Source organism: Ignavibacteriota bacterium (assembly GCA_013285405.1).
GTDB lineage: Bacteria > Bacteroidota > Ignavibacteria > Ignavibacteriales > Ignavibacteriaceae > IGN2.
The window spans coordinates 2,927,487-2,952,205 of the sequence record CP053446.1; the positions used below are offsets into that span (position 1 = coordinate 2,927,487).

General features: G+C 34.8%; 28 protein-coding genes and 3 tRNA genes. 25 read left to right on the forward strand and 6 right to left on the reverse strand.

Features of this window, described 5'->3' with window-relative positions:
* Positions 1-18 precede the first annotated feature (18 nt).
* Positions 19-1,263 (reverse strand): ABC transporter permease, encoded by a 1,245-nt coding sequence (locus HND39_12795; GenBank protein QKJ97090.1) that lies wholly within the window; start codon positions 1,261-1,263, stop codon positions 19-21.
* Complete coding sequence (locus HND39_12800; GenBank protein ID QKJ97091.1) at positions 1,263-2,159, reverse strand: ATP-binding cassette domain-containing protein; 897 nt, start codon at positions 2,157-2,159, stop codon at positions 1,263-1,265. Before HND39_12800 ends, HND39_12795 begins: the two co-directional genes overlap by 1 nt.
* A 246-nt stretch (positions 2,160-2,405) precedes the next feature.
* On the opposite strand from HND39_12800, the gene HND39_12805 reads away from it, so the two are divergent.
* The 13 genes from HND39_12805 to HND39_12865 all read left to right on the forward strand — a co-directional run bounded on the left by HND39_12805 (position 2,406) and on the right by HND39_12865 (position 14,977).
* A complete protein-coding gene (locus HND39_12805; GenBank protein QKJ97092.1) occupies positions 2,406-2,915 on the forward strand; it encodes a DUF177 domain-containing protein in 510 nt (169 codons plus the stop codon).
* A gap of 20 nt (positions 2,916-2,935) precedes the next feature.
* Complete coding sequence (rpmF, locus tag HND39_12810; GenBank protein ID QKJ97093.1) at positions 2,936-3,115, forward strand: 50S ribosomal protein L32; 180 nt, start codon at positions 2,936-2,938, stop codon at positions 3,113-3,115.
* 18 nt (positions 3,116-3,133) lie between these two features.
* Positions 3,134-4,168: a phosphate acyltransferase PlsX gene (gene plsX / locus HND39_12815; protein ID QKJ97094.1), complete on the forward strand. Its 1,035-nt coding sequence runs from the start codon at positions 3,134-3,136 to the stop codon at positions 4,166-4,168.
* 13 nt (positions 4,169-4,181) lie between these two features.
* On the forward strand, positions 4,182-5,186 hold the full coding sequence (locus tag HND39_12820) for a ketoacyl-ACP synthase III (protein ID QKJ97095.1): 1,005 nt from the start codon (positions 4,182-4,184) through the stop codon (positions 5,184-5,186).
* 25 nt (positions 5,187-5,211) lie between these two features.
* The gene (gene fabD, locus HND39_12825) at positions 5,212-6,126 is read left to right on the forward strand and encodes an ACP S-malonyltransferase (GenBank protein ID QKJ97096.1); all 915 of its coding nucleotides are present in this window, start codon (positions 5,212-5,214) and stop codon (positions 6,124-6,126) included.
* Between the two features lie 23 nt (positions 6,127-6,149).
* Positions 6,150-6,746, forward strand: a complete 597-nt coding sequence (locus HND39_12830; GenBank protein ID QKJ97999.1) for a DUF3109 family protein — start codon at positions 6,150-6,152, stop codon at positions 6,744-6,746.
* A complete protein-coding gene (gene fabG, locus HND39_12835; GenBank protein ID QKJ97097.1) occupies positions 6,733-7,491 on the forward strand; it encodes a 3-oxoacyl-[acyl-carrier-protein] reductase in 759 nt (252 codons plus the stop codon). The genes HND39_12830 and fabG overlap by 14 nt, the downstream gene beginning before the upstream one ends.
* Positions 7,492-7,606: 115 nt before the next feature.
* Positions 7,607-7,840, forward strand: a complete 234-nt coding sequence (locus HND39_12840) for an acyl carrier protein (GenBank protein QKJ97098.1) — start codon at positions 7,607-7,609, stop codon at positions 7,838-7,840.
* A 72-nt stretch (positions 7,841-7,912) separates the two neighbouring features.
* On the forward strand, positions 7,913-9,163 hold the full coding sequence (fabF, locus tag HND39_12845; GenBank protein ID QKJ97099.1) for a beta-ketoacyl-ACP synthase II: 1,251 nt from the start codon (positions 7,913-7,915) through the stop codon (positions 9,161-9,163).
* A 116-nt stretch (positions 9,164-9,279) separates the two neighbouring features.
* A complete protein-coding gene (gene rnc / locus HND39_12850; GenBank protein QKJ97100.1) occupies positions 9,280-9,933 on the forward strand; it encodes a ribonuclease III in 654 nt (217 codons plus the stop codon).
* A 122-nt stretch (positions 9,934-10,055) separates the two neighbouring features.
* Positions 10,056-12,956 carry an aminomethyl-transferring glycine dehydrogenase gene (gcvP, locus tag HND39_12855; protein QKJ97101.1) on the forward strand — a complete coding sequence of 967 codons (2,901 nt, stop codon included), beginning with the start codon at positions 10,056-10,058 and terminating at the stop codon, positions 12,954-12,956.
* Between the two features lie 139 nt (positions 12,957-13,095).
* Positions 13,096-14,406 (forward strand): BamA/TamA family outer membrane protein, encoded by a 1,311-nt coding sequence (locus HND39_12860; protein QKJ97102.1) that lies wholly within the window; start codon positions 13,096-13,098, stop codon positions 14,404-14,406.
* The gene (locus HND39_12865; GenBank protein QKJ97103.1) at positions 14,390-14,977 is read left to right on the forward strand and encodes an RsmE family RNA methyltransferase; all 588 of its coding nucleotides are present in this window, start codon (positions 14,390-14,392) and stop codon (positions 14,975-14,977) included. The genes HND39_12860 and HND39_12865 overlap by 17 nt, the downstream gene beginning before the upstream one ends.
* Before the next feature lie 339 nt (positions 14,978-15,316).
* Here the strand turns inward: HND39_12865 and HND39_12870 are convergent, their stop codons facing one another.
* The gene (locus HND39_12870; GenBank protein ID QKJ97104.1) at positions 15,317-15,676 is read right to left on the reverse strand and encodes a hypothetical protein; all 360 of its coding nucleotides are present in this window, start codon (positions 15,674-15,676) and stop codon (positions 15,317-15,319) included.
* 175 nt (positions 15,677-15,851) lie between these two features.
* Here HND39_12870 and HND39_12875 point away from each other — a divergent pair, with 175 nt between their 5' ends.
* From HND39_12875 to HND39_12925, 11 genes are all read left to right on the forward strand, one after another.
* Positions 15,852-16,154: a hypothetical protein gene (locus tag HND39_12875; GenBank protein QKJ97105.1), complete on the forward strand. Its 303-nt coding sequence runs from the start codon at positions 15,852-15,854 to the stop codon at positions 16,152-16,154.
* The gene (gene rnhC / locus HND39_12880) at positions 16,120-16,770 is read left to right on the forward strand and encodes a ribonuclease HIII (GenBank protein QKJ97106.1); all 651 of its coding nucleotides are present in this window, start codon (positions 16,120-16,122) and stop codon (positions 16,768-16,770) included. Before HND39_12875 ends, rnhC begins: the two co-directional genes overlap by 35 nt.
* A gap of 9 nt (positions 16,771-16,779) precedes the next feature.
* Positions 16,780-17,883, forward strand: coding sequence for an ATP-dependent 6-phosphofructokinase (locus HND39_12885; protein QKJ97107.1), 1,104 nt, complete (start codon positions 16,780-16,782; stop codon positions 17,881-17,883).
* 114 nt (positions 17,884-17,997) lie between these two features.
* Positions 17,998-18,072, forward strand: a tRNA-Asp gene (locus HND39_12890).
* 35 nt (positions 18,073-18,107) lie between these two features.
* Positions 18,108-18,365 carry a GIY-YIG nuclease family protein gene (locus HND39_12895; GenBank protein ID QKJ97108.1) on the forward strand — a complete coding sequence of 86 codons (258 nt, stop codon included), beginning with the start codon at positions 18,108-18,110 and terminating at the stop codon, positions 18,363-18,365.
* Positions 18,366-18,422: 57 nt separating this feature from the next.
* Positions 18,423-18,680 carry a GIY-YIG nuclease family protein gene (locus HND39_12900; GenBank protein QKJ97109.1) on the forward strand — a complete coding sequence of 86 codons (258 nt, stop codon included), beginning with the start codon at positions 18,423-18,425 and terminating at the stop codon, positions 18,678-18,680.
* A gap of 57 nt (positions 18,681-18,737) precedes the next feature.
* Positions 18,738-18,995, forward strand: coding sequence for a GIY-YIG nuclease family protein (locus HND39_12905; GenBank protein QKJ97110.1), 258 nt, complete (start codon positions 18,738-18,740; stop codon positions 18,993-18,995).
* 57 nt (positions 18,996-19,052) lie between these two features.
* On the forward strand, positions 19,053-19,310 hold the full coding sequence (locus HND39_12910) for a GIY-YIG nuclease family protein (GenBank protein QKJ97111.1): 258 nt from the start codon (positions 19,053-19,055) through the stop codon (positions 19,308-19,310).
* 57 nt (positions 19,311-19,367) lie between these two features.
* Complete coding sequence (locus HND39_12915; protein ID QKJ97112.1) at positions 19,368-19,625, forward strand: GIY-YIG nuclease family protein; 258 nt, start codon at positions 19,368-19,370, stop codon at positions 19,623-19,625.
* A gap of 347 nt (positions 19,626-19,972) precedes the next feature.
* A complete protein-coding gene (locus tag HND39_12920; GenBank protein QKJ97113.1) occupies positions 19,973-20,431 on the forward strand; it encodes a hypothetical protein in 459 nt (152 codons plus the stop codon).
* A gap of 171 nt (positions 20,432-20,602) precedes the next feature.
* On the forward strand, positions 20,603-22,282 hold the full coding sequence (locus HND39_12925) for a hypothetical protein (GenBank protein QKJ97114.1): 1,680 nt from the start codon (positions 20,603-20,605) through the stop codon (positions 22,280-22,282).
* Positions 22,283-22,666: 384 nt separating this feature from the next.
* On the opposite strand, the gene HND39_12930 is transcribed toward HND39_12925, so the two are convergent.
* The 3 genes from HND39_12930 to HND39_12940 all read right to left on the reverse strand — a co-directional run bounded on the left by HND39_12930 (position 22,667) and on the right by HND39_12940 (position 23,830).
* Positions 22,667-22,741 (reverse strand) — tRNA-Val (locus tag HND39_12930).
* 61 nt (positions 22,742-22,802) lie between these two features.
* Positions 22,803-22,875, reverse strand: a tRNA-Gly gene (locus HND39_12935).
* 604 nt (positions 22,876-23,479) lie between these two features.
* Positions 23,480-23,830: an STAS domain-containing protein gene (locus tag HND39_12940; GenBank protein ID QKJ97115.1), complete on the reverse strand. Its 351-nt coding sequence runs from the start codon at positions 23,828-23,830 to the stop codon at positions 23,480-23,482.
* 320 nt (positions 23,831-24,150) lie between these two features.
* Between HND39_12940 and HND39_12945 the strand changes: the two genes are divergently transcribed.
* Positions 24,151-24,711, forward strand: a complete 561-nt coding sequence (locus tag HND39_12945) for a hypothetical protein (protein ID QKJ97116.1) — start codon at positions 24,151-24,153, stop codon at positions 24,709-24,711.
* Positions 24,712-24,719 lie beyond the last annotated feature (8 nt).

Genomic DNA, 24,719 nt, shown 5'->3' on the forward strand with positions numbered 1-24,719 from the left:
GTTAAATAGATTTCATTACTAATCTTTAATCCAGCTAATTAATTCCTTCAAACCTGGACGGTTACTGTAGGATAATATTCCAACTTTAAAAATTTTTGCACTGATTTTTGTGACAATTAAAGTTGAGATTATTAAAATTCCAATAGTTGCAATTATTTCAATTGTTGATACATCTTCGATGTTGAGCCGAAGAATCATAACTGTTGGAATTGTAAGCGGGAAGTATGAAAAAATTTTTGTGAGTAAAAAATCCGGATTCTGTATAGCTGGCAATGCAATTACAACCGGAAGCATTAAAATTAAACTTAGATAAGTTGTGATATGCTGAGCTTCCTGTTCTGTATTTACAGATGACCCGATACCTACGAAAAGACTCGCATAAAATAAGTAACCCAGAATAAAATACAGAAGCATTGGTAATAAATTTCTAAAAGCTGCTGCTGGTATCAAGGCACTTGCTGCAAGACTTATCCCGATTAAAATCCAGATCAGCATTTGTGTAAGTCCAAGCATGCTTAAACCCAGAATTTTACCTGTTAGAAGTTCATCAGGAGTACTGCTGGAAATAAGCATTTCTATGAGTCTGCTTGATTTTTCTTCTATTAAACTACGAACCATCATTTGACCTGAATAAACTACCATCATCATTAGCAATAAAATAAAAATCACTGAAAGAAAAAAAGTAGAGAAGAAATCCTGTTCGGATATTTTACCATCCTCCGAAATTTTTTTCTGCTGAACAACAGTTCTATTCTGAATATGATTCAAAAGGGCTATGTTCACACCGGCTTTTTCCAAGACTTGCTCCATCTGAAATTTATTTAATGCTTCTTCCAGTCTTTCAGCTACTCTCAGGCTGCCAATTACGTTAGTTCTGAACTCAGCAGTTAATGAATCATTACTATTAGTACTGAGGATCAAATAACCCTTGATTAAATTATCGAAAACTTTTACATCAGCATTATTGATTAATTCATTGAACGATTTACCGGATTCTGTCAGATTGAGTGGAACATAATTTTTTTGTCCATCCGGCAGTTCATATTTCTGAAGTTCTTCTGCAATAAAGTCAAAATAAATTCCGGAAGTATCTATAATACCAATCACTTCAACATTCGGGTGCTCTTCACTAAAAATTATAGATGGTAAAATAGTTATTGAAACAATGATGATAGGTGTAATTATTAATGAAATAAGAAATGCTTTTGTTTTAAGCTTCTCCAAAAATTCCCATTTTGCAATTGCGGCTATTTTCTTAATCATTAGTTTAGCTTATGCTTTATTAAATCGATAAATATTTTATTCAGCGAAGGTTCAACGATTGAAAAATGATTAACATCATTTCGTTCAATAATTTTCTTAAGGAAATGTGATGGCTCGACGTCATCTTTCAATTGAATATCAGAATAGTTGTTGTAAATATCAATTTTTAAAATTTCCGGATATTGTTTAAGTGCAGTATAATCTCCACTGATACTCAACCTGATATTATTTCCTCCAAAATTTTTCTTTATGTCTGAAAGGTTGCCAAAACTTATAGCTTTTCCTTTGTCTATTAATAAAATTTCTTCGCATAGTTTTTCTGCGAGATCCATTTGATGAGTAGATAGAATTATCGTTTTTCCCTCAGACACAAAAGAAAAAATCAAATCTTTAACTTCCTGCTGATTAATCGGATCAAAACCGGTAAACGGTTCATCGAGTATAAGTAGTTTTGGATTATGAATTATCGCAGCAATCAATTGAACTTTCTGCTGATTGCCTTTTGATAGCTGCTCAATTTTCTTTTCTCTATATTCACTGATATATAGTTTATTCAACCAGATATCTGAAAGTTTTACTGCGTCTTTTTTCCTGATATTCTTCAATGCGGCAAAATATATTAACACATCAATTACTTTACTTTTTCTGTAAAGACCTCTTTCTTCGGGTAAATAACCTATGAGGTTATAATATTCATAGCCGACAGGATTATTATCGAATAATATTTCGCCTGAAGTTGGTTTTATTATATTCAGAATCGTTCTCAGAGTTGTAGTTTTTCCAGCACCATTAGGACCCAGCATACCGAATATTTTTCCGGGATGAACCTGAAATGAAAGATTATCAACAACTCTTTTGTCGTTATATGATTTTACAAGATTTTTGACAACAAGCATTCGATGTGAAAATTAAAAATAGAAATTTGACAGGCTAAAATAGTAAATAAAGAAAAAATGTGATGAATGCACTTATAATTATCTTGAATAGCTCATTGATACACTTTAAAGATAAATGTTACAGAATTGATGATTAAATAAGCAAAGTATATAAAACAAGATCAACCTGTATATAACTGTTTAGCTTGTATATCTTTCATCCAATAAATATATTTGTAGCCATTTTTCATTCGAATTTATAAGAAAATGATTAAGATTAAGGTTTCAAATCTGACTAATGGCAGTTACGATTTCAATTTTGAAGGTAAAGCGAGCGAGTTAGATATTTCCGAACCATATATTGGTAATTTTAGAACTTCTGTTGCTCTTACAAAATTTGATAATCAGATAATTCTGGATGCTGAGACACGCATAACAGGTAATTTTAACTGTGATAGGTGTGCCAAAGAATTTCAGTCTGAAATAAATAGTAATTACAAAACTGTTTATTTGTTTCGGTCGAATACCGAATCCGATGAAAATGAGAGAGAAGAAGTAGTTTTCATTCATCCGGATACTGATAAAATTGAACTGGATAAAGATATACGTGATTTTGCTTTGCTTGCTATTCCAATGAAAAAATTATGTTCCGAAGATTGTAAAGGATTATGTCCGAAATGTGGGAAGAATCTTAACGAAGGAACTTGTGATTGTAAAGACGAAAACATCGATCCCAGGTGGGATGTATTGAGAAAATTGAAAACAAATAATAATTAAAAACTAAAGTCTGAGATAAAATGCCAAATCCAAAACGTAAAATGTCTAAGAGCAGACGGGATAAAAGAAGAACTCATTACAAAGCAACAGCGCCATCAATGGGTGTTTGCTCAAATTGCGGAGAAATTAAACTAACACACAGAGCTTGTCCGTCGTGTGGGTATTATAGCGGTCGTTCGATGTTCATTCCGAAAAGCTGATTTTAAAAATTTATATAAATGAAAGATTCCGGCGACAATTCTTCACGCTGCAGAATTGTAGTAGATGCAATGGGTGGAGATTTTGCTCCTGTTAATGCTGTGCTTGGAGCTGTTGAAGCATATTCTGAAAACAGAGGTTTCGATCTTTACCTTGTCGGGAAACAATCAAAAATAAAAGAAGTACTTTCCTCAAATAATATTACGTTCCCTGAAGAGTTTGTCGTCAATGCCGATGAAGTAATTGAGATGGCAGATAGTCCGGCTTCATCGTTAAAAGCAAAACCAAATTCTTCAATTGTTATTGGTGCTCAATTAGTGAGGGATAAAAAGGCGGATGCTTTTGTAAGTGCGGGAAATACTGGTGCAATGATGGCAGCATCCACATTGATTATCGGAAGAATTTCTGGTTTAGGCAGACCTACTATTGGTGCGGAAATGCCAAATGTAAACGGAATTTGTTATCTCTATGATGTCGGTGCAAGTAAAGATTCAAAACCAATTCATCTTTTTGAATATGCTGTAATGGGAACTATCTTTGCAAAAGAAATGGGTGGTGTTACTAATCCTAAAGTTGGTGTGCTGAGTATGGGTGAAGAAGAAGGAAAAGGAAATGAAGTCAGTGAAGCTGCAGCTAAAATGTTAAGGCAATCTAAACTGAATTTTATCGGGAATGTTGAAGGTCGCGATATTCTTACCGGAAATGTTGATGTTGTTGTTTGTGATGGTTATGTTGGAAACATAATTTTAAAATTTGGTGAGTCAGTACCAAAACTTCTGAAGTATCTTTTAGCAAAGACTGCTGAAAAAAGTTTTCTTGATAAAATATTGATTGGTCTCTCAAAAAGTACTCTCAAAAAAGCATTAAAAAGTCTTGATTACCAGGAATATGGTGGAGTGCCGTTACTTGGTGTAAACGGAATCAGTATTATTGGTCACGGTTCGAGTAGTATTAGAGCAATAAAGAATATGGTGCTGAGGGCAAATGAAATGCACCAAAAACAATTAGTTCAAAAAATGACTACGGCTATATCAGAATATTCAGTTTTAAATTAATCGATGGAATAAAATGGCTCAGGAAAAAAAATATAATGCAATTGTGTCCGCAGTTGGTATGTACTTCCCTGAAAAGGTGTACGATAATAAATACTTTGAATCAATTATTGAAACAACCGAAGAGTGGATTTTAACGCGCACGGGGATTAAAGAAAGAAGAATTCTGGAAAAAGGTGCAACCAGCGATCTGGCAACAAATGCAGCACTTGATTTAATCAAAAAACATAAAATTAATCCTGAAGAGATTGACTGTATTATCGTCGCCACCGTTACACCTGATATGTTCTTTCCTGCGACTGCATGTCTTGTACAGAAAAGAATAGGTGCGATAAATGCATGGGGTTTTGATCTGGAAGCTGCGTGTTCAGGTTTCTTATTTGCATTTCAAACCGGATGCGCTTTAGTTGAAAGCGGACAGTATAAAAAAGTAATGGTAATCGGTGCTGATAAAATGAGTTCTATTGTTGATTACACAGATAGGAATAATTGTATCCTTTTTGGTGATGGTGCTTCCGCAGTTTTACTTGAACCATCCGAGGATAAACGAATTGGATTACAGGATTCCATTTTGCGCGTCGATGGTAGTGGTGAAGCTGCACTTCACATGAAAGGTGGCGGGAGTTTAAATCCTCCAACTCATAATACTGTTGATAGCAAATTACATTATCTGTATCAGGACGGGAAAGCAGTATTCAAAGTAGCTGTAAAAGGAATGGCTGATGTATCGTATGAGTTGATGCAGCAAAACAAACTTAAGTCTGAAGACATCGCATATCTTGTTCCTCACCAGGCTAATTTGAGAATTATTGATGCAACAGCAGAACGAATGGGATTAAGTAAAGATAAAGTTATGATTAACATTGATAGATATGGAAACACAACGGCTGCTACAATTCCATCCTGTCTGACTGAATACTACAGGAATGGGAAAATTAAAAAAGGTGATAAACTTATCTTAGCAGCATTTGGTGCCGGATATACCTGGGGAGCCTGTTATATCGTTTGGGCAATTGATTAATTAATTTCATTTCTGCGAAATAACTATGAGTAAAAAAGCTTTCATTTTCCCGGGACAAGGTTCTCAATACGTTGGTATGGCAAAAGATCTTTTTGAGAAGTCAGTTGAAGCAAAAGAGATGATTAAAACAGCCGATGATATTCTTGGTATAAATCTATCTTATATAATGTTCAATGGTCCGGAAGATGAACTGAAACAGACTCAATTTACTCAACCGGCTATTTTTCTCCACAGTGTAATCCTTGCCGGCATAATCAGGACTATTGATGCTGATGCTGCAGCAGGGCATTCTCTTGGTGAATATTCTGCTTATGTTGCTTCAGGAACAATTCAGTTTCACGAAGCCATCAAACTTGTAAGAGCACGTGGAGTCGCAATGCAGGAAGCTGGAAATGAAAATAAAGGTACTATGGCTGCAGTGATTGGTCTGGATTCAGGAAAGGTTGAATCATTATGCAATGATGCATCCTCAGAAGGAATAGTTCAATGTGCAAATTTTAATTCACCTGGACAAATTGTAATATCCGGCTCGGTTGATGGAGTCAAAAAAGCTATGGAACTTTGCAAAACTGCCGGAGCTAAAATGGTAAAAGAACTTGTTGTCAGCGCTGCATTCCATTCACCATTAATGCTTTCTGCAAAAGAAAAATTGAATTCTGCACTCAGCAGCACAAATTTTTACAATCCAAAATTTCCTGTATTTACAAATGTCACTGCAAAACAGGTTGAAGGTATTTCAGAAATAAAATCCAAATTGTATGAACAGATTACAGCTCCTGTTCGTTGGGAAGAAACAATAATGAATATGATTAAAGATGGTGTTGAAGAATTTTACGAAATTGGTCCCGGAAATGTGCTCCAGGGTCTGGTTAAAAGAATTAATCCTGATGTCAAGAGATTCGGTATTGATAAATTTGAAGATGTGGAGAAGTATTTGTAATGCAGAATGATCTGAATAATTCTATCGAAAAGTTTTCCAAAAAGATAAATGGTTGGTTTATCGATCCGCAAATCTTTACTTATAAATTTATTTGCAATTGTCCGGGTGAATGTTGTTACTATGGAGTTTATGCCGATTATAAAGAATATGAAACTATTCTTTCCATTAAGGATAAAATAATTGATAATATGGATGAGACACAAACTAAAGATGTAAGCAAATGGTTTGAACCTCCCGAAAAAGATGATGACTTTGAATCCGGTATTGCAGTTGGTACAGAGATAGTCAATGGAAAATGTACCTTCCTGGATAAAAATGGTCGCTGCACTCTGCAAAAAATAGCATTGCAGGAAGGTGAATACAAATGGAAATATAAACCAGTTTATTGTGTTCTTTTTCCACTGACCACTTTTGAAGGTGCGCTTACAATCGACACAGAACATATTGAAAGACTACCCAATTGTAATACGGAATCGTGTAACAAGTTAACAATGTTTGAAGCGTGCCGGGAAGAATTAGCACATTTTCTTGGTGAAGAAGGATTTGAGGAGTTGAAAAATTATCGTGAAGAATATCTGAACGAAATTAATATCGGAGTAAAAGAAGATGTCACAAAATAAAAGAGCTATTGTAACAGGTGGAACTCGTGGAATCGGAAGAGCAATTGTTAAAGAACTTGCATCAAAAAGCTGCTGCGGTGTTTTATTTTCAGATGTTGCTTTTATTTACAACAGTTGCGATGAATGTGCCGAAGAACTGCAGGCTGAAATTCATAATCCGGCTACAAAAATTTTAGCGTTTAAAGCTGATGCAACTTCACTTGAACAGGCTGAAGCAACAGTTCAGGAAGCTGCTGAAAAATTAGGCGGTGTTGATATCCTGATCAATAATGCTGGTATAACTCGTGATAATCTTCTCCTGAGAATGACTGAAAAAGAGTTTGATGATGTAATTAACGCAAACCTGAAAAGTGTTTTCAATTATACAAAAGCTGTAATCAGGCATATGATTAAGCAGCGTTATGGAAGAATTATTAATATTGCTTCCGTAGTTGGAATAATAGGAAATCCTGGTCAGGCAAATTATGCAGCATCAAAAGCCGGAGTAATCGGGTTTACTAAATCTATGGCAAGAGAACTTGCGTCAAGAAATATTACCGTGAATGCTGTTGCCCCGGGTTATATCGAAACTGATATGACTGCAAAATTATCTGAAGAACAAAGAAAGAAATTAACAGATATGATTCCGATGGGACGGATGGGGAAACCTGAAGACATAGCAAAAGTAGTTGGTTTTCTTTGCAGCCCTGAAGCTGATTATATTACCGGGCAGGTAATTGCAGTTGATGGCGGAATGACAATGTAACATCTTAACAGATTATCGATTGTTAAATAAATCCTGTTTTGCTTAAATTTGAACAATAATTAACAATTATTAGATAAAACATACTCTAAACATAAACTAATTTAGGAGAGTTAAAATGGACGTTGAAGCTAAAGTAAAAGAGATAATAATGGATAAGCTGGGTGTTGAAGAATCTCAGATTACACCTACAGCTTCATTCATTAACGATTTGGGAGCTGATTCGTTGGATATCGTTGAACTTGTAATGGGCTTCGAAAGTGCATTTTCAGTTTCCATCCCGGATGAGGATGCTGAAAAAATCGGAACAGTCGGCGATGCTGTTAAATATTTAACTGAAAAGTTAAGCTAATCTTTATAGTTTTACTATTTTATCATTTCTTTCGATTTAAGATGAAATCTATTCGTTTCCCGGGAGAATTATATGTATAAAAAAAGGCGTGTCGTAATTACTGGTATGGGTGTAGTTTCGCCTATTGGAATTGGTTTGCAGGAATATTGGCAGGCTTTGATTGAAGGGAGAAACGGAGTAGATCTCATAACTCATTTCGACACTACAAAATTCGATACGAAATTTGCTGCTGAAGTAAAGAACTTCAAACCAGAAGATTATTTTGATAAAAAAGCTGCAAGACGGATGGATCGGTTTTGCCAGTTTGCTGTGGCAACTTCTGATATGGCAATGAAAGATTCAGGACTTGACCTTGATAAAATTGACAGAGACCGCTTTGGTGTTATTTATGGAAGTGGGATTGGTGGAATGAAAACATTGCAGGAACAGCATTTTAATTTCTTCAATGGGCTGGATCCCCATAAGATCAGCCCTTTCTTTATCCCTATGATGATCTCTGATATCGCTGCCGGACAAATTTCCATCAGGTTTGGTTTGAAAGGACCAAACTATGCTACAACTTCTGCCTGTGCTACTGCTTCACACGCAATTGCTGATGCTTTCTTTCTAATTCAGAGAGGTAGTGTTGATTTAATGATGTGCGGCGGTTCAGAAGCTGCAATTACCGAAGTTTCAATCGGCGGATTCAATTCTATGCAGGCTTTGTCAGAATGGAATGATCGTTATAAAGAAGCTTCCCGTCCTTTTGATAAAGACAGGAATGGTTTTGTTATGGGCGAAGGAGCCGGAACTCTTATATTAGAAGATTATGATCATGCTGTAAGTCGCGGTGCAAAAATTCACGGTGAAATTATTGGTGTCGGACTTACAGGCGATGCTCATCATATAACCGCACCAGCTCCTGAAGGTGAAGGTGCTTTCAGATCTATGAGAGAAGCAATCAGAGATGCAGGTATTGCTAAAGAGGAAATAGATTTCATAAATGCTCACGGAACTTCTACTGAACTAAATGATCTTAACGAATCAAAAGCAATAAAAAATTTGTTTGGTGATCATGCATATAAATTGATCGTTGATTCCACTAAATCTATGACAGGGCATTTACTTGGTGCAGCAGGCGGAATAGAAGCTATTGCAACTGTTTTGGCAATTGAAAATAGTTTAGTTCCTCCAACAATTAACCTTACTAATCCTGACCCTGTATGTGATTTGAATTATAGTCCGCTTAGTGCTACTAAAAAGGAAATTAAGTACGCAATAAGCAACACATTTGGGTTTGGTGGTCATAATGCTTCTCTATTGTTCAAAAAATTTGAGAAATAAATTTGACTTCTGGCTTCTCGCGATTTTTCGAATTTTTTAAGCCGCAAAAAAAAGAGTTCACTTCATCGGAAACTCAATTCTCATTTCCACAGGAAAAATTTAATCAGCTTGAAAAAATGATCGGGACAACAATTGGTAATAAGAAGATTTACGTTGAAGCACTTATTCACCGCTCTTTCCTTGAGGAAAATGAACAATTCTCTTTTTCTAATGAACGGCTTGAGTTTTTGGGGGATTCTGTTCTGAATCTCATTATCGGTGAATACTTATTCAACAAATTTCCGAATGAAGAAGAAGGATTTCTCACTAAAGTAAGAGCAAAGCTGGTTAACAGGAATGCATTAAGCCTTGTTGCCGAAGATATGGATCTTGCTGAATTATTAATCTTGAGCAGTAGTCTTCCAAAGTCAATTACGCACAATTCCAAATCAATGCTATCAGATGCACTTGAAGCTTTAATTGGTGCAATCTATCTAGATAAAGGAATTGAGACCTGCAAGCAGTTCATTCAGAAGAAAATTCTTGAACCTGCACTAAAGAACGGCGATCATCTCATAGATGAAAATTATAAAAGTCAGCTTCTTGAATATGCACAGGCGAATAAACTTGCAATACCAGTTTACCAGATAGTGAGTGAAGATGGACCTCACCACGATAAAACCTTCACCGCTGAAGTGATCATTGGAGAAAAAGTTCTTGGTGAAGGTAAAGGCAAAAGCAAAAAAGAAGCTGAGCAGAATGCTGCACAGGTTGCGCTGAAGAGAATTTGAATTTCTGATTCACTGCATATCCTCCAATTTCTGCTTCAATTAATTTCACTTATTTCCTTAAATTTATCATACAAAAATTTTTCTGTTCTTAATACTCACATATTATTCAAAGAAAGCAGCCAATGAAAGAATTCGATAACCCCGATAAATTTGTTGACAGGCATATCGGTCCAAATCAATATGAAAGAAACGAAATGGCAAAAGCCTGTGGTGTCAGTTCAGTAGATGATTTAATTGATCAAACAGTACCTGAAAATATCAGACTTAAAGAACCGTCAGCATTAAATCCTCCTGTAAATGAACATATCTTTTTGGAGGACTTAAAAAATATTTCACTCAAGAATAAAGTGTATAAATCATACATCGGAATGGGATATTATCCTTCAATACTTCCAACAGTAATTCAAAGAAATATTCTTGAAAATCCCGGCTGGTACACTCAATATACACCGTATCAGGCAGAAATTGCGCAGGGCAGACTTGAAGCATTATTGAATTTTCAAACTGTTATTTCAGATTTGACAGCAATGGAAATTGCAAATGCTTCTTTGCTTGATGAGGGAACAGCCGCTGCTGAAGCAATGCATATGTTTTATTCGCTTCGTCCGAAAGAAAAAAAGAATGCAAATGTATTTTTTGTCTCCGAAGAAGTCTATCCTCAAACTCTGGATGTTCTAAAGACGAGATCAAATCCACTTGGAATTGAAATTAGAATTGGTCGTACACAAGATGCTCTGCTTACTGATGATATTTTTGGAATATTAGTCCAGTATCCGGCGGGTTATGGTGAAGTAAAAGATTACACTTCAATGTTTCAACAAGCAAGTGAAAAGAAAATATTTAAGATAGTTGCTGCTGATTTATTGAGTCTGACAATATTAAAACCACCGGGAGAATTTGGTGCTGATTGTGTCGTAGGCAATTCACAAAGGTTTGGAATTCCAATGGGGCTTGGCGGACCACACGCTGCGTACTTTGCAACAAGAGAAGAATATAAACGAAATATTCCCGGAAGAATTATCGGAGTTTCGATTGATGCAGATAACAATCGTGCATTGAGGATGGCTTTGCAAACAAGAGAACAACACATAAAACGTGAAAGAGCAACTAGTAATATTTGTACTGCTCAGGTGCTGCTCGCAGTTATAGCCGGGTTTTATGCTGTTTATCACGGCGCTGAAGGATTGAAAGCGATTGCTCTCAGAATTAATAAGTTTGCAAAGATGTTCAATCTTGCGTTAAAGTATTTTGGGTTCAAACAATTAAATAAATCTTTCTTTGATACTCTTCTGATTGAAACTGATAAAGTTATGCTCGAAAAAATCAAAGCAGAAGCATTAAAACGCCAGGTTAATTTCAGATACATCAACGATACTCATATAGGAATTTCATTTGCTGAAACGGTTGAAGAGAGAGATATCAAAAAACTATTTGAAATATTTGGAAAGATTACAGGTAAATCGTTCGATGATAAATTATTGAGAGAATATTTTGCTGCTGCGGATAAGGGTAACGAAATTCTTCTGCCAAGAACTTCTTCATATCTTACTCATCCGGTTTTCAAAATGTACAGAACGGAAACCGAACTCCTTCGATATATGAAGAAACTGGAAAATAAAGATTTATCACTCGCACATTCCATGATTCCGCTTGGTTCGTGTACTATGAAATTAAATGCAACAACTGAAATGACTGCAATTACATGGGATGAGTTTGCGCATATTCATCCGTTTGTTCCGAAAGATCAGGCGGAAGGTTATCACGAAATATTTAATGAACTTGAAAAAGATCTTGCTGAAATTACTGGTCTCGAAGCTGTTTCATTGCAGCCAAATTCAGGTGCACAGGGTGAATATGCTGGCTTGATGGTTATCAGGGCATATCAGAAAGATCAGGGACAATCAAACAGGAATGTTGTTCTGATTCCTTCATCAGCTCACGGGACAAATCCAGCAAGTGCAGTTATGGCAGGAATGAAAGTAGTTGTTGTGAAATGCGATGATCGAGGAAATATTGATGTAAGTGATTTGAAAGCAAGAGCAGAAGAGCACAAACAAAATCTTTCTGCTTTGATGATTACTTATCCATCAACTCATGGTGTGTTTGAAGAAAGCGTTATCGAAATTTGTAAAACCATTCACAACAATGGCGGACAGGTCTATATGGATGGTGCAAATCTGAATGCGCAGCTTGGTCTTACTAATCCCGGATTAATTGGTGCTGATGTTTGTCATCTAAATCTGCATAAAACTTTCTGTATTCCTCACGGCGGGGGTGGACCCGGAGCCGGACCGATAGCTGTTGCCAAACATCTTGTTCCTTTTTTACCTGGACATCCGGTAGTAAATATTAATCGGGATAAATCAATTACTGCCGTTTCTGCTGCTCCTTGGGGAAGTGCACTTATCACTCTTATCTCCTATGCGTATATTAAATTGATGGGTACAGAAGGATTAACTTTAACTTCCAAAGCAGCAATTCTGAATGCGAATTATATGATGGCAAAACTAAAAGATACTTTCAAAGTTCTTTATACAGGATTAAACGGAAGAGTTGGACACGAATTAATTTTTGATATGCGCGAGTTTAAACATTCCTGTAATATTGAAGTCGAAGACATTGCAAAACGATTAATGGATTATGGATTCCACGCACCAACAGTTTCATTTCCGGTTCCTGGAACATTGATGGTTGAACCGACTGAAAGCGAATCAAAAGCAGAAATTGACCGGTATTGCGAAGCACTTCTTTCTATCAGAGAAGAAATTCGTGAAATCGAGGAAGGTAAATACAGCAAAGAAGATAATGTGCTGAAAAATTCTCCTCATACAATGAACTCTGTTATTTCTGATGATTGGAAATATTCATACAAAAGAGAAAAGGCTGCTTATCCATTACCTTTTACACGAGATGGAAAGTTCTGGCCAACTGTTCGACGAGTTGACAACGCTTATGGAGACAGAAATCTTGTATGCAGTTGTTTACCAATTGAAGAATACATACAGGAAACAGTTACTCAATAGAAAAATAAATTAACTTGAATGTTTCAGTATGATGATTATTTTGTTTACGTATAATTAAAAAAATAAGCTGAAACAATCATTTAAATATATATTGAATCTTTTTCTGCAAAGGAAGATGAAATCTTTCACATTAATGAAAATGATCTTCCTTTTTTTTACTCCCATCTTTCTCCAGGCTCAATCCGATACTTTGTTTTATGAAGGTGAATATTCTATTATCGTTGATTCTATATTAATCACCGGTAATGATATCACTGAAGATTTTATAATCCTGAGAGAATTAACATTCGGTATCGGCGATACGCTTAATTACCATCTTGCATCATACAATCGTGAACGTATTTATAGTTTAAGAATATTTAATGAAGTTAAACTTGTGCCATTCTTATATAACGGAAAAAACTTTTTACGAATTGAAATTGAAGAAAGCTGGTATATTTATCCGCTGCCATTTGTTAATCTAAAAGATAAAGACTGGAATAAAATTTCTTACGGTCTTGCTGTTTCGTTATTGAACTTCAGAGGCAGGAATGAAACTTTAAGCGGTTACGCAGCATTTGGTTATGATCCATCGTTTGGGTTCTCATATTTCAATCCGAATATATCCTACAATCATAATTTGAATTTTCAAGTAAAGCTTGGTTTTAGTACATCTACAAATAAAAGTTCTCAGGCTGAACAACTTTATGGTAAACAATTCGAGCAGAAGAATTTTAGTTCCAGAGTTCAATTGGGCAAAAGATTTGGGAATTATCATTGGGCATATCTCAGAACAGGTTTTGATTATGTAGAAACTCCTTTTTACATACATGGAGTTAATGCATCTGAAAGTAGCATTGACAGAACAGTTGTTGCCGGAGTAAGTTATGTTTATGATACAAGAGATTTATCACTATATGCTGCTGATGGAATTTATGCACTTGCAAGTTTAGAATTTAAAGGATTGGGTATCAACGGAATTAATTACCGGGTTGCAGATTTAGATTTCAGAGAGTACAGAAAAATTATAGAAAAATTCACTGCAAAGTGGCGTGTTTCCTTAAGACATACTGCGGGTAAAACTGTACCGTATTATGATTATTCTTTCCTCGGTTATTCAGAACGTGTCCGCGGCTATTTTCATAATACTGAAAGTGAGGGTAACGATAGATTTTTGGGCTCAGTTGAAATAAACTATCCAATTATTGAAGAGACGAGAATTAATCTCTATTGGATCCCACTCTTACCGAATTCGTTATTATCGTATCGTGTTGCAATAATCGCAGGATTATTTGGTGATACGGGTGTAACACGAAACAATGGCGATCCATTTATGATTAAAAATTTTTATACCGGATATGGGACAGGTATATCATTTCTGCTTCTTCCTTATTTTATTTTCAGACTCGAATTTGCGATAAACGATAATGGTCACACAGAATGGATTTTCGATCTTGGCGCATCTTTCTGATATAGAATTGTATTATACACCAGCAGAATTAATCCGAGATGATAAATTAATCCTTTCAGGAGATGAATTCCATCATTCAACAAATGTGATGAGAAACAAGATTGGTGATACACTATATGTTACCGATGGTCAGGGAATAATATATACTTCAAAAATTATTTCAATTCAAAAAAGTGAATTAAGTGCACTGATTGTTGACAGCAAAAAGCAGCTAAATGAATCAGGAAATATTTGGTTTTGCATCCCTTCGTTAAAAAAACCTGATCGCCTTAAATTTGCTTTTGAAAAATGCGTCGAACTTGGAATAATTAATTTCATACTTTTCACTTCGAGGAATGCAGTCTCGACAAAAGTTATTCCTCATAAATTTCAGAAAACTGTTCTTGCAGCAATGAAGCAATCACTTAGAGCTTTCATTCCACAGATTTTATCTTCATCTTTTGGTGAGATAATGAATCTTGATGGTAATAAGTTTTTATTCGATCAGAGTGCAGGTAAAAAATACGATGGAACAGTAAACAATAAAGAAACTACCTACTTTTTATTTGGACCTGAAGCGTGGATTTCATAAATCTGAAATAGAAAAAGTAAATTCTGAAAATCAATTCACTTTATCTCCGCACCGGCTTAGAAGCGAAACTGCTGTTGTAAAGTGTGCATCTTTGCTAAATCTTACCTAAAAAATTATTCTTTATCACCTAAAAGTTCATCAATTTATAACTTTAAAAACGACCCAGTGTTGGGGTAACACTGGGCGCCGACCCTTTTTGCTTCAAAGGGCAGGGGAGAACCCTTCGAAAGGGTCAAAATTTATTCTTGTGGAACTAAAATAGTCCGAGGGCAGATATTCGTAATTGTTAATTCAAAATATTCTAAAGGTCTATTTCAACAATAATCCCCCGTTTAAATTCTATTCGCTCCCGGCTGTCATTACTAAACTCCACCAATCTTTTTCAAGAACGTCATATTTCATTTTCTGCTTTGAATCAAGAAGAGATTCAATCTTAGTATTAATTGAAGAGATAAGATCTTGTTTATCCTTGTATCTGATCTCACCTGAACCGGCAGTTATTTTTTGTAGTTCACTCCCGTAAGTTTTAAGCAAGTCTGTTACTGCAGTTTTCTGTGAATCATTTAGTAAGAGTTTCATCCCAAGTTTATTTGTGAGATCAGCAATTTCTTTATCTGTTAATTTCGGACTCATATCGGTTTGTGCGAACATAGTAACGCAAACAAAAAACATTATGCAAAAAATTGCTATCCTTTTCATAATTACTCGCTGTTTGTTGTTGAATAATCAATAATTTCTACAGGCTAAACTACAATATGCTATGACGATTGTCAATGCATACAATTAATATTATTTGAAAAGAAATCTAATTTGCGGATATTCACATTCAATATTTTGTTATTGTTACAAATTTTCTAATCGAGCTAATCATTAATTGAATTCTAAAGAAGAAACTGCCTTAAGTATATTATCCCGATATATTCGAATTCTCACTCAGGAAAATTTTAAAGTATCTGAACCCATTAAAAATGAATATTCGTATCAGGTTTTCATAAGTAAAAGAAATGAAAAAATTTCTCTCCTCGTTTTCTTCGGAAAGAAGGGAAACAAAATTGTAATTCAGGGAAATAAAGATCTGAAAATTTATAGAGAAGTGAATGATTTAATTTTTGGAGAACGATTGATTCGGGAAGATAAATTAGATGTTGAACCAGCTTATCCGTACATCGGTACTTGATGAATCTGGTAAAGGTGATTTCTTCGGTCCCTTGGTAATTGCCGGAGTTTATGTTACGCCGACAGCCGGAATTGAATTAAAACAATTGGGGATCAGGGATAGTAAAGAGTTGAGCGATCCTCAAATAAAATTTCTTGCTTCTCATTTAGTTAAATTTGATGAGGTCGTTTATGATTTAGTGATTATAAGTCCTGAAAAGTATAATCAATTATATGAAAAGATGGGAAATCTGAATTTGATTATGGGCTGGGCTCATGCAAAAGTTATTGAAAATTTGCTCAACAAATGCAAAGCTGAATATGCTATCAGTGATAAATTTGGAAGCGAAAAAATAATATTTGATTCATTGCAGCAGAAGGGGAGGCAAATCAATCTCAATCAAGTTACAAAAGCTGAGAAATTTATTGCTGTTGCTGCTGCATCCGTTCTCGCTCGTGATGCTGTAATAAATTGGTTTAAGATTCACAGCAAAAAATTTAATTTTGAAATTCCTAAAGGAGCATCTAACGAAGTTGAACTCTCAGCAGCAAAGCTTCGGGCTAAATTTGGGGAAGAAATAGTAAAGAAGCTGGTTAAGCTTCATTTCAAAACTTCACGTAAAGTTTTTAATCAGTAAGGAAAAATAATGGACAGCAATTCGGAAGTAAGAAAAATAGGAATATTAACCGGTGGCGGCGATTGTCCCGGTCTAAATGCAGTGATTCGTGGTGTTACGAAACCAGCTCATGATCATGGTATGACGGTTTTTGGAATACTTGATGGTTTTGAAGGATTTGTAGAAGGAAAAACTATTGAGTTACGAAATGAGGATGTTTCAGGAATACTTTCACACGGTGGAACTATTCTCGGTTCATCGAATAAAGGAGACCCATTTCACTGGCCTGTTGAGAAGGATGGTAAAATAGAAATTGTAGATAAATCTCAGAAAGTTTTGCGCAATTACAAAGCATTGGATCTCGATGCAGTGATTGCTATCGGTGGAGATGGAACCATGCACATCTGTAAGAAATTAATGGAATTGGGAATCAACATAGTTGGAGTTCCTAAAACTATCGACAATGATCTGGAAGCTACTGACATGACTTTCGGTCATGATTCAGCAGTTTATGTTGTATCAGAAGCCTTGGACAGATTGCATACAACTGCATCTGCACATCATCGCGTAATAGTCGTTGAAGTTATGGGAAGATATGCTGGATGGATTGCTCTTCATGGTGGTTTGGCAGGCGGTGCAGATTTAATACTAATTCCTGAGTTTCCATTCTCTTGGGAATGTGTTTATGATAAAATTCATAAACGGGATCTTCAGGGAAAAAGATTTAGTCTGGTCTGTGTTGCTGAAGGAGCAAAACCAATTGGAGGAGAATTAGTAACAAAAGGAACAGATCCTAAACGAACTGACCCTATTCAACTCGGCGGAATTGGAAAAGTAGTTGCAGACAACATCGAAAAGAATACAGGCAGAGAAACTCGTGTAACAGTTCTTGGTCATTTGCAAAGAGGGGGAAGTCCTACTCCTTACGATAGAATATTAGCTACAAAGTTTGGTGCTTTTGCGATTAGTCTTGCAGCAAAGAAAAAATTCGGAAAGATGGCTGCGCTGCGCGGTGACGAAATAGTTGGAGTTGATATTTCTGAAGCTATATCGAAACAAAAATTAGTAAAACCAGATAATCAAGCTGTGTTAACAGCACGTGCAATTGGAATTAGTTTCGGTGATGAAAAATGAATAATTCTTCAATGAGTATTTATTGATTTTGGGGTTGTAAGGCTATATATTTGGGCTGCTTTTTTCAAACGTTAATGTTTGAAATTTATTGGTTGTTGTTAGAATTTTAAACACGGGGTCGTAGTTCAGTTTGGTTAGAACGCCTGCCTGTCACGCAGGAGGTCGCGAGTTCGAGTCTCGTCGGCCCCGCAAAAACTCATCATAATCGGTGAGTTTTTTTATTTATGTATTATACGTACATCATATATTCATCTTCAATTGATAAATATTATATCGGTTACACATCCGATTTAAAATTACGTATCGAAAGACATAATTCTGGTTGGGGTAAATTCAGTTCCCGAGGAATTCCGTGGAAGTTGGTTTATAGAGAAGAATTCTACACTAAGTCCGAAGCTATGAAAAGAGAAAAGGAAATAAAACGAAAGAAAAGTAGAGTTTATATTGAAGAATTAATTCACTCAGGAGGTCGTCCCGACTAGTCGGGAAGTCTCGTCGCCCCGCAAAAACTCATCATAATCGGTGAGTTTTTTTTATTTATGTATTATACGTACATCATATATTCATCTTCAATTGATAAATATTATATCGGTTACACATCCGATTTAAAATTACGTATCGAAAGACATAATTCTGGTTGGGGTAAATTCAGTTCCCGAGGAATTCCGTGGAAGTTGGTTTATAGAGAAGAATTCTACACTAAGTCCGAAGCTATGAAAAGAGAAAAGGAAATAAAACGAAAGAAAAGTAGAGTTTATATTGAAGAATTAATTCACTCAGGAGGTCGTCCCGACTAGTCGGGAAGTCTCGTCGGCCCCGCAAAAACTCATCATAATCGGTGAGTTTTTTTATTTATGTATTATACGTACATCATATATTCATCTTCAATTGATAAATATTATATCGGTTACACATCCGATTTAAAATTACGTATCGAAAGACATAATTCTGGTTGGGGTAAATTCAGTTCCCGAGGAATTCCGTGGAAGTTGGTTTATAGAGAAGAATTCTACACTAAGTCCGAAGCTATGAAAAGAGAAAAGGAAATAAAACGAAAGAAAAGTAGAGTTTATATTGAAGAATTAATTCACTCAGGAGGTCGTCCCGACTAGTCGGGAAGTCTCGTCGGCCCCGCAAAAACTCATCATAATCGGTGAGTTTTTTTATTTATGTATTATACGTACATCATATATTCATCTTCAATTGATAAATATTATATCGGTTACACATCCGATTTAAAATTACGTATCGAAAGACATAATTCTGGTTGGGGTAAATTCAGTTCCCGAGGAATTCCGTGGAAGTTGGTTTATAGAGAAGAATTCTACACTAAGTCCGAAGCTATGAAAAGAGAAAAGGAAATAAAACGAAAGAAAAGTAGAGTTTATATTGAAGAATTAATTCACTCAGGAGGTCGTCCCGACTAGTCGGGAAGTCTCGTCGGCCCCGCAAAAACTCATCATAATCGGTGAGTTTTTTTATTTATGTATTATACGTACATCATATATTCATCTTCAATTGATAAATATTATATCGGTTACACATCCGATTTAAAATTACGTATCGAAAGACATAATTCTGGTTGGGGTAAATTCAGTTCCCGAGGAATTCCGTGGAAGTTGGTTTATAGAGAAGAATTCTACACTAAGTCCGAAGCTATGAAAAGAGAAAAGGAAATAAAACGAAAGAAAAGTAGAGTTTATATTGAAGAATTAATTCACGCAGGAGGTTGTCCCGACTAGTCGGGAAGTCTCGTCTGTTTCATTGATACGAAGTGGAGACAGATCGGTTTCGTTGATAAATTCACACATTGCTGACCTTTCAAGATTTTGATAGAATTTTATCCCGCCAGATTTTGCACCTCAGAATATTTTTTTAATTAATTCAACTGCAAGTGATGATTTATTTACTTATCAAACGGAAACTTTTACGAAATCTGTTCAATAAGATTTAATGAGGATACCATTTTACTGGCACTTAAATGGAAAAGTTTTTGGTGAAATAATATTTATATATTCAACAAAAATTAACTTTTCTCAAGTAATCAACAATGGATCAAAAAATTCTTTTCTTGGATATTGATGGGGTTTTGAATTCAAAAATTTATTACAAGTATATCTACAAACCAGAAGAGGGTCATAGCCGGTTCGATCCATATTGTGTTGTACTTATAAAAAGATTAGTAGAAGAATTTTCTCTGCAGATAGTAATTACATCTACCTGGCGAAATGGTATAATTGATCGACTTAAAAAGGAGCTTCAAGAAAGTAACCTCAGCCCCTATTTACATTCTGATTGGCACACACCAATTCTGCGTCCTGTTAGCCGTGGTAAAGAAATTAAATTATGGCTAGACAATCATCCTGAAATTCAGAACTATTTAATAATCGATGACAGTGAAAATCTACTCGAATATCAGATGAACAAATTAGTGAAGACAGACAATTACGCTGGTATGGCACAACTGCAATATAATCAGGCAAGATATTTACTTTTACCAAAACCAGAATTTATTCAAGCACCTTTCATAGATATTGAAGATAGATAACTGCAATTTTTCTTAAGTGATGCTATTTAATTTCTTCTGTTTCGAAAAATCTCTCATCTAAAAGATAAATCTCATTTTCCTTTATCCTCATTTTATAAAAATTCTTTATTACTCATTCAAAAACTGTATTACTATATTTAATGGTAATAATTATATCAATACGTATTAAATATGAGAACATTTATAATATTAACATTACTTGCCTTCTTTTTTATTGGAAATGAAATATCCGCTCAGATAGAAAACGTTCCACTGACACATCCGGTATATATATTCCTTAAAGAAATGAAAGTAAAAAAAATTATTCCATATATAAATGAAGATGTTCCTAATCTTTCAAGATTTCAGGTGAAGATATATTTACAAATTGTTGAAGAAAAACTGGAAAGTTTAAGCGCCACAGAAATAAAATTATTGAATAGATATAAAGCGGAGTTCTACGAATTAACAGATATTAACAACTCAACTTATTTTTTTCATCCTGAAAATAATTTTTTAACAAGCCTTTCGGAAACATTTTCTGATAAGGTGAAATATATTTATGCTTACTCCGGAGAAAATGCTAATGTATTTCTAAACTTGCTCGGACATTATTATTATGGCCAGCAATTTCGACCATCAATTAATAATGCCCATTTGTTTGATATTGGTTTCAGATTTCATGGTACATTATTTAATCATTTAGGTTACAACATGGCAGTAATAAAAGGAGGAGCTGCTGGTAACAAACAAGTTGCTGAATTAATAGATCCAAGAATTAAACAAACTTTTAAATGGGTTGAAGATGCTGAAAACATTGGTAATTATGAATTCGTTGACGGATACATTAAATACCTTACAAATCCAGTTGATGATATGAATCTTTTCATTGAAATAGGTAGAGAGTATAAAACTGTAGGCTATGGATATGGAAGCAAACTGGTATTATCTGGCGACAGCCCGCCTCTTGATTTTATTGAGTTCGGATTGAATTATGGGATTGCAAGTTTTTCATCAATACATGGTTCAACCGTTGGTGATTTCTCCTACAATATGGATGAAAGATATACTAAATATTGGGCATTCAACAGATTAAAATTTTCATTCGAAAACTTATTTGATATAGGAATTGGTGAGAATATAATCTATTCCGGACGGGGTTTCGAATTGGGTTATGCTTCGCCTCTGGCATTTTACAAATTTGTTGAAATGGAACTGCAGGATCGTGATAACGCAAATTTGTATTTTGATATTCAGACGAGCTTCATTCCGAATTTAGAACTACAAGGCACGTTTTTTCTGGATGAAAACATTCTGTCAAATCTTCAAAACTTCGATAGCTATAAAAATAAAACAGCTTATCAATTGGGAATTTTCTGGTATGAAGCACTTTCACTGAATGATCTCTCTATGAAACTTGAATATACAAAAATCCGTCCGTTCGTATATACACATGTGAATGCACAAAATACATACTCGTCGTGGGGAACAAATTTGGGTCATCCTATTGGACCAAATGCTGATGAAATATTTAGTGAACTTGCATATAATCTTAATGATTGGATGAGAGTAACGCTAAACTACCGGTTTGTTAGAAAAGGTGAGAATCTTTATGATGAACAAGGAAATCTAATTAAAAATGTAGGTGGAGATATCAATGTTTCAACCGGACCTAATCCGGAATTTGAAAACGCTTATTTTCTCGATGGTGAACGATTCAACCAAAATATTTTTCAGGTTGGTTTCAGAATTGAACCCATTCGGGATTTTATTTTTTATTTAATATACAATTACGATCAGGAAAACAATTTAGCTACAGGAAATAAATTAATAACGAACTACGGTTTATTTAAATTCCAGATTGGTTATTAGAAGTATTATAATGGAGTTAGCTATGACCGCAAATCCATTGAACTTTTAAGAAGTTATATTCATGAACCATATCGGATTTGTGGGAGCTATAGGATTCTTCCATAGGAATGCCTTTGGCAGAACCTTTGACACTCTGATTTTTGTTATTGAAAACAATGGATTAGTATATTTAGAAAACGAATGAGTGAATAGATTTGTAATGATAAATGAAGATGGTTAAATGAAGATCGTGAAGTTTGTGGGGGCTAAAGGATTCTTCCATAGGAATGCCTTTGGCAGAACCTTTGACACTCTGATTTTTGTTATTGAAAACAATGGATTAGTATATTTAGAAAACGAATGAGTGAATAGATTTGTAATGATAAATGAAGATTATGGATTTTGTGGGAGCTATAGGATTCGAACCTATGACCCCCTGCTTGTAAGGCAGGTGCTCTGAACCAGCTGAGCTAAGCTCCCTTTAATTGTGGGCACAAATATCAAACTAATAGACTAAAAAAGCAAACGATTTTACATTATGAGCGGGCGACGGGGTTCGAACCCGCGACATCCAGCTTGGGAAGCTGACACTCTACCAACTGAGTTACGCCCGCAGAATTTTGAGCAATTATTATTCACTCCTGAAAAATAATTTGATTCACTTTACTTTCAAAAATATTTCTTTCCTGGTTAATATTTAATGTTTCATTTTGTTAATGAATTAGAGTTTTAGTTTCAAAATAATAAATAACTCATTTCAATATGTTGAATCCACTTTAATTTAATTCTAATTAGTAGTACGAATACGGTATATTTATTGCAGTATAATAACGTCATTCGCAAGAATACTATTTCATGGAGCGAGGGCAAAAAGCTCCTGTGTCATAAATAAATAATTTAATTACTGGTGAATTGTATTCATCAATGAGTTTCAGAGGATATCTATGCTAATCGGAATTATCATCTTTTCAATTGTTACTTTAGTGACGGTTTATATTTTAATTGGTGCTCATCAATCCTGAACTAACCTGCTCTTAAAGAACATGATTAATCTAAATAAGATTAGATCTGATCATGCTTTTTATCAATCCTAAGATTATAAAATAGAGATTAAGTTCAACAATTTCGGTAATGTGACTATTCGCCGGAAAGTTCAGTGAATGATTAATGCGAGATAGGATCTTATTTTAAATTGATTTTGAAATGAATTTTATTTTCCTACGCGGGAGAGGTAGAACTTGCTAATGCTTCCAGTACTGAATCATATTTTTCGAATATCTCAATCGCACCTGTGAGATGAAGGACTGAGTGATTAAAATTTCCCGGTTTAACCAGTTTTAAAGAACCACCTTTTACTTTCACTTTTCTCCAAATTACAACAAGTACACCAATGAATGCAGAGTCCAAAAAATCGCACTCATTTAATGATATAACAATATTGTGATATCCTTTATCTAATTCATCATCAATTAAACTCTTGAATTCTATTGCTTCTTGAAACGTAGCTTTATCAAGATTGATGGATGCAATCACGTAATCGTTTTGATGTCTTAATTCAAAGTTATTCATTTTGCCCTCGAAAAGAGATTTTCTATGGTGCTTTTTGCCAATAAATGTGCCAACAGTTTTTTAGAAAAAAAAGAATATGTGAGTATGATTTTGACGGTTTGAATATTTATAATCAATTTTACTGTATCATTATTGAGTAACTCATTACGTATCGTATCAGAACAAAACAAATAAATAATCCATCTGACAATTTTCATCACGGCAGCCAGATTCTCGCTGGAACAATCCTTGCTAATCAACGATAGCGTTTATTAGGTAATAATTCAGCCTCATGTTAAACTATTTCAATCGTGCACTTAAACATTAAGGGCTACTTGTTAATGAATAAAATAAAATTATTTTCGGCTATTATTGCTGTTGAAATAGTAGTGATACTATTCTTGGCTATGATTTTAATTCATGAATCTTTTACAACCCCATCTAACCAAAATAAAACTTCATTTGAGAACGAGATGATTTATACGCAGGATACAGATATTCCATTCACAGGTAAGATGCTTGATACTCTTGATAATAAATTAATAGTCGAGTTTAATGTCGTCAACGGATTCAAACAAGGTGAGTTTCATCTTTTAAAGATGGATGGAACTTATGCAGTAAAAGGATATATGAATAAAAATAAAAACGATGGTAACTGGAAATATTATTATGAAAATGGCGGGTTAGAATGTTCAGGTAATTTTGATGATGACGAACCTACAGGCGAATGGGTATGGTATCACGGAAACGGTTTGATAAGTTGTAAAGGAATTTTCTTAAATGGGAAACCAGATGGTCAATGGATTAAATATAATCAGGATGGCAGTCCATCCGTAATAATCAATTATCGATTCGGAAAAGTGATCAATTATATTTCACTTGATACTCCAACCATCAGCTAAAAAGTCTG

Bases quoted from the DNA above. Each gene is read 5' to 3' on its own strand.
- HND39_12805 (QKJ97092.1), top strand. From the start codon at position 2,406: ATGATTAAGATTAAGGTTTCAAATCTGACTAATGGCAGTTACGATTTC.
- HND39_12820 (QKJ97095.1), top strand. From the start codon at position 4,182: ATGGCTCAGGAAAAAAAATATAATGCAATTGTGTCCGCAGTTGGTATG.
- rnhC (QKJ97106.1), top strand. From the start codon at position 16,120: ATGTTGAACCAGCTTATCCGTACATCGGTACTTGATGAATCTGGTAAA.
- gcvP (QKJ97101.1), top strand. From the start codon at position 10,056: ATGAAAGAATTCGATAACCCCGATAAATTTGTTGACAGGCATATCGGT.
- HND39_12795 (QKJ97090.1), bottom strand. From the start codon at position 1,263: ATGATTAAGAAAATAGCCGCAATTGCAAAATGGGAATTTTTGGAGAAG.
- HND39_12900 (QKJ97109.1), top strand. From the start codon at position 18,423: ATGTATTATACGTACATCATATATTCATCTTCAATTGATAAATATTAT.
- HND39_12925 (QKJ97114.1), top strand. From the start codon at position 20,603: ATGAGAACATTTATAATATTAACATTACTTGCCTTCTTTTTTATTGGA.
- HND39_12870 (QKJ97104.1), bottom strand. From the start codon at position 15,676: ATGAAAAGGATAGCAATTTTTTGCATAATGTTTTTTGTTTGCGTTACT.
- HND39_12840 (QKJ97098.1), top strand. From the start codon at position 7,607: ATGGACGTTGAAGCTAAAGTAAAAGAGATAATAATGGATAAGCTGGGT.
- HND39_12860 (QKJ97102.1), top strand. From the start codon at position 13,096: ATGATCTTCCTTTTTTTTACTCCCATCTTTCTCCAGGCTCAATCCGAT.
- HND39_12940 (QKJ97115.1), bottom strand. From the start codon at position 23,830: ATGAATAACTTTGAATTAAGACATCAAAACGATTACGTGATTGCATCC.
- HND39_12915 (QKJ97112.1), top strand. From the start codon at position 19,368: ATGTATTATACGTACATCATATATTCATCTTCAATTGATAAATATTAT.
- fabD (QKJ97096.1), top strand. From the start codon at position 5,212: ATGAGTAAAAAAGCTTTCATTTTCCCGGGACAAGGTTCTCAATACGTT.
- HND39_12895 (QKJ97108.1), top strand. From the start codon at position 18,108: ATGTATTATACGTACATCATATATTCATCTTCAATTGATAAATATTAT.
- fabG (QKJ97097.1), top strand. From the start codon at position 6,733: ATGTCACAAAATAAAAGAGCTATTGTAACAGGTGGAACTCGTGGAATC.
- fabF (QKJ97099.1), top strand. From the start codon at position 7,913: ATGTATAAAAAAAGGCGTGTCGTAATTACTGGTATGGGTGTAGTTTCG.
- rnc (QKJ97100.1), top strand. From the start codon at position 9,280: ATGATCGGGACAACAATTGGTAATAAGAAGATTTACGTTGAAGCACTT.
- rpmF (QKJ97093.1), top strand. From the start codon at position 2,936: ATGCCAAATCCAAAACGTAAAATGTCTAAGAGCAGACGGGATAAAAGA.
- HND39_12905 (QKJ97110.1), top strand. From the start codon at position 18,738: ATGTATTATACGTACATCATATATTCATCTTCAATTGATAAATATTAT.
- HND39_12945 (QKJ97116.1), top strand. From the start codon at position 24,151: ATGAATAAAATAAAATTATTTTCGGCTATTATTGCTGTTGAAATAGTA.
- HND39_12885 (QKJ97107.1), top strand. From the start codon at position 16,780: ATGGACAGCAATTCGGAAGTAAGAAAAATAGGAATATTAACCGGTGGC.
- plsX (QKJ97094.1), top strand. From the start codon at position 3,134: ATGAAAGATTCCGGCGACAATTCTTCACGCTGCAGAATTGTAGTAGAT.
- HND39_12800 (QKJ97091.1), bottom strand. From the start codon at position 2,159: ATGCTTGTTGTCAAAAATCTTGTAAAATCATATAACGACAAAAGAGTT.
- HND39_12910 (QKJ97111.1), top strand. From the start codon at position 19,053: ATGTATTATACGTACATCATATATTCATCTTCAATTGATAAATATTAT.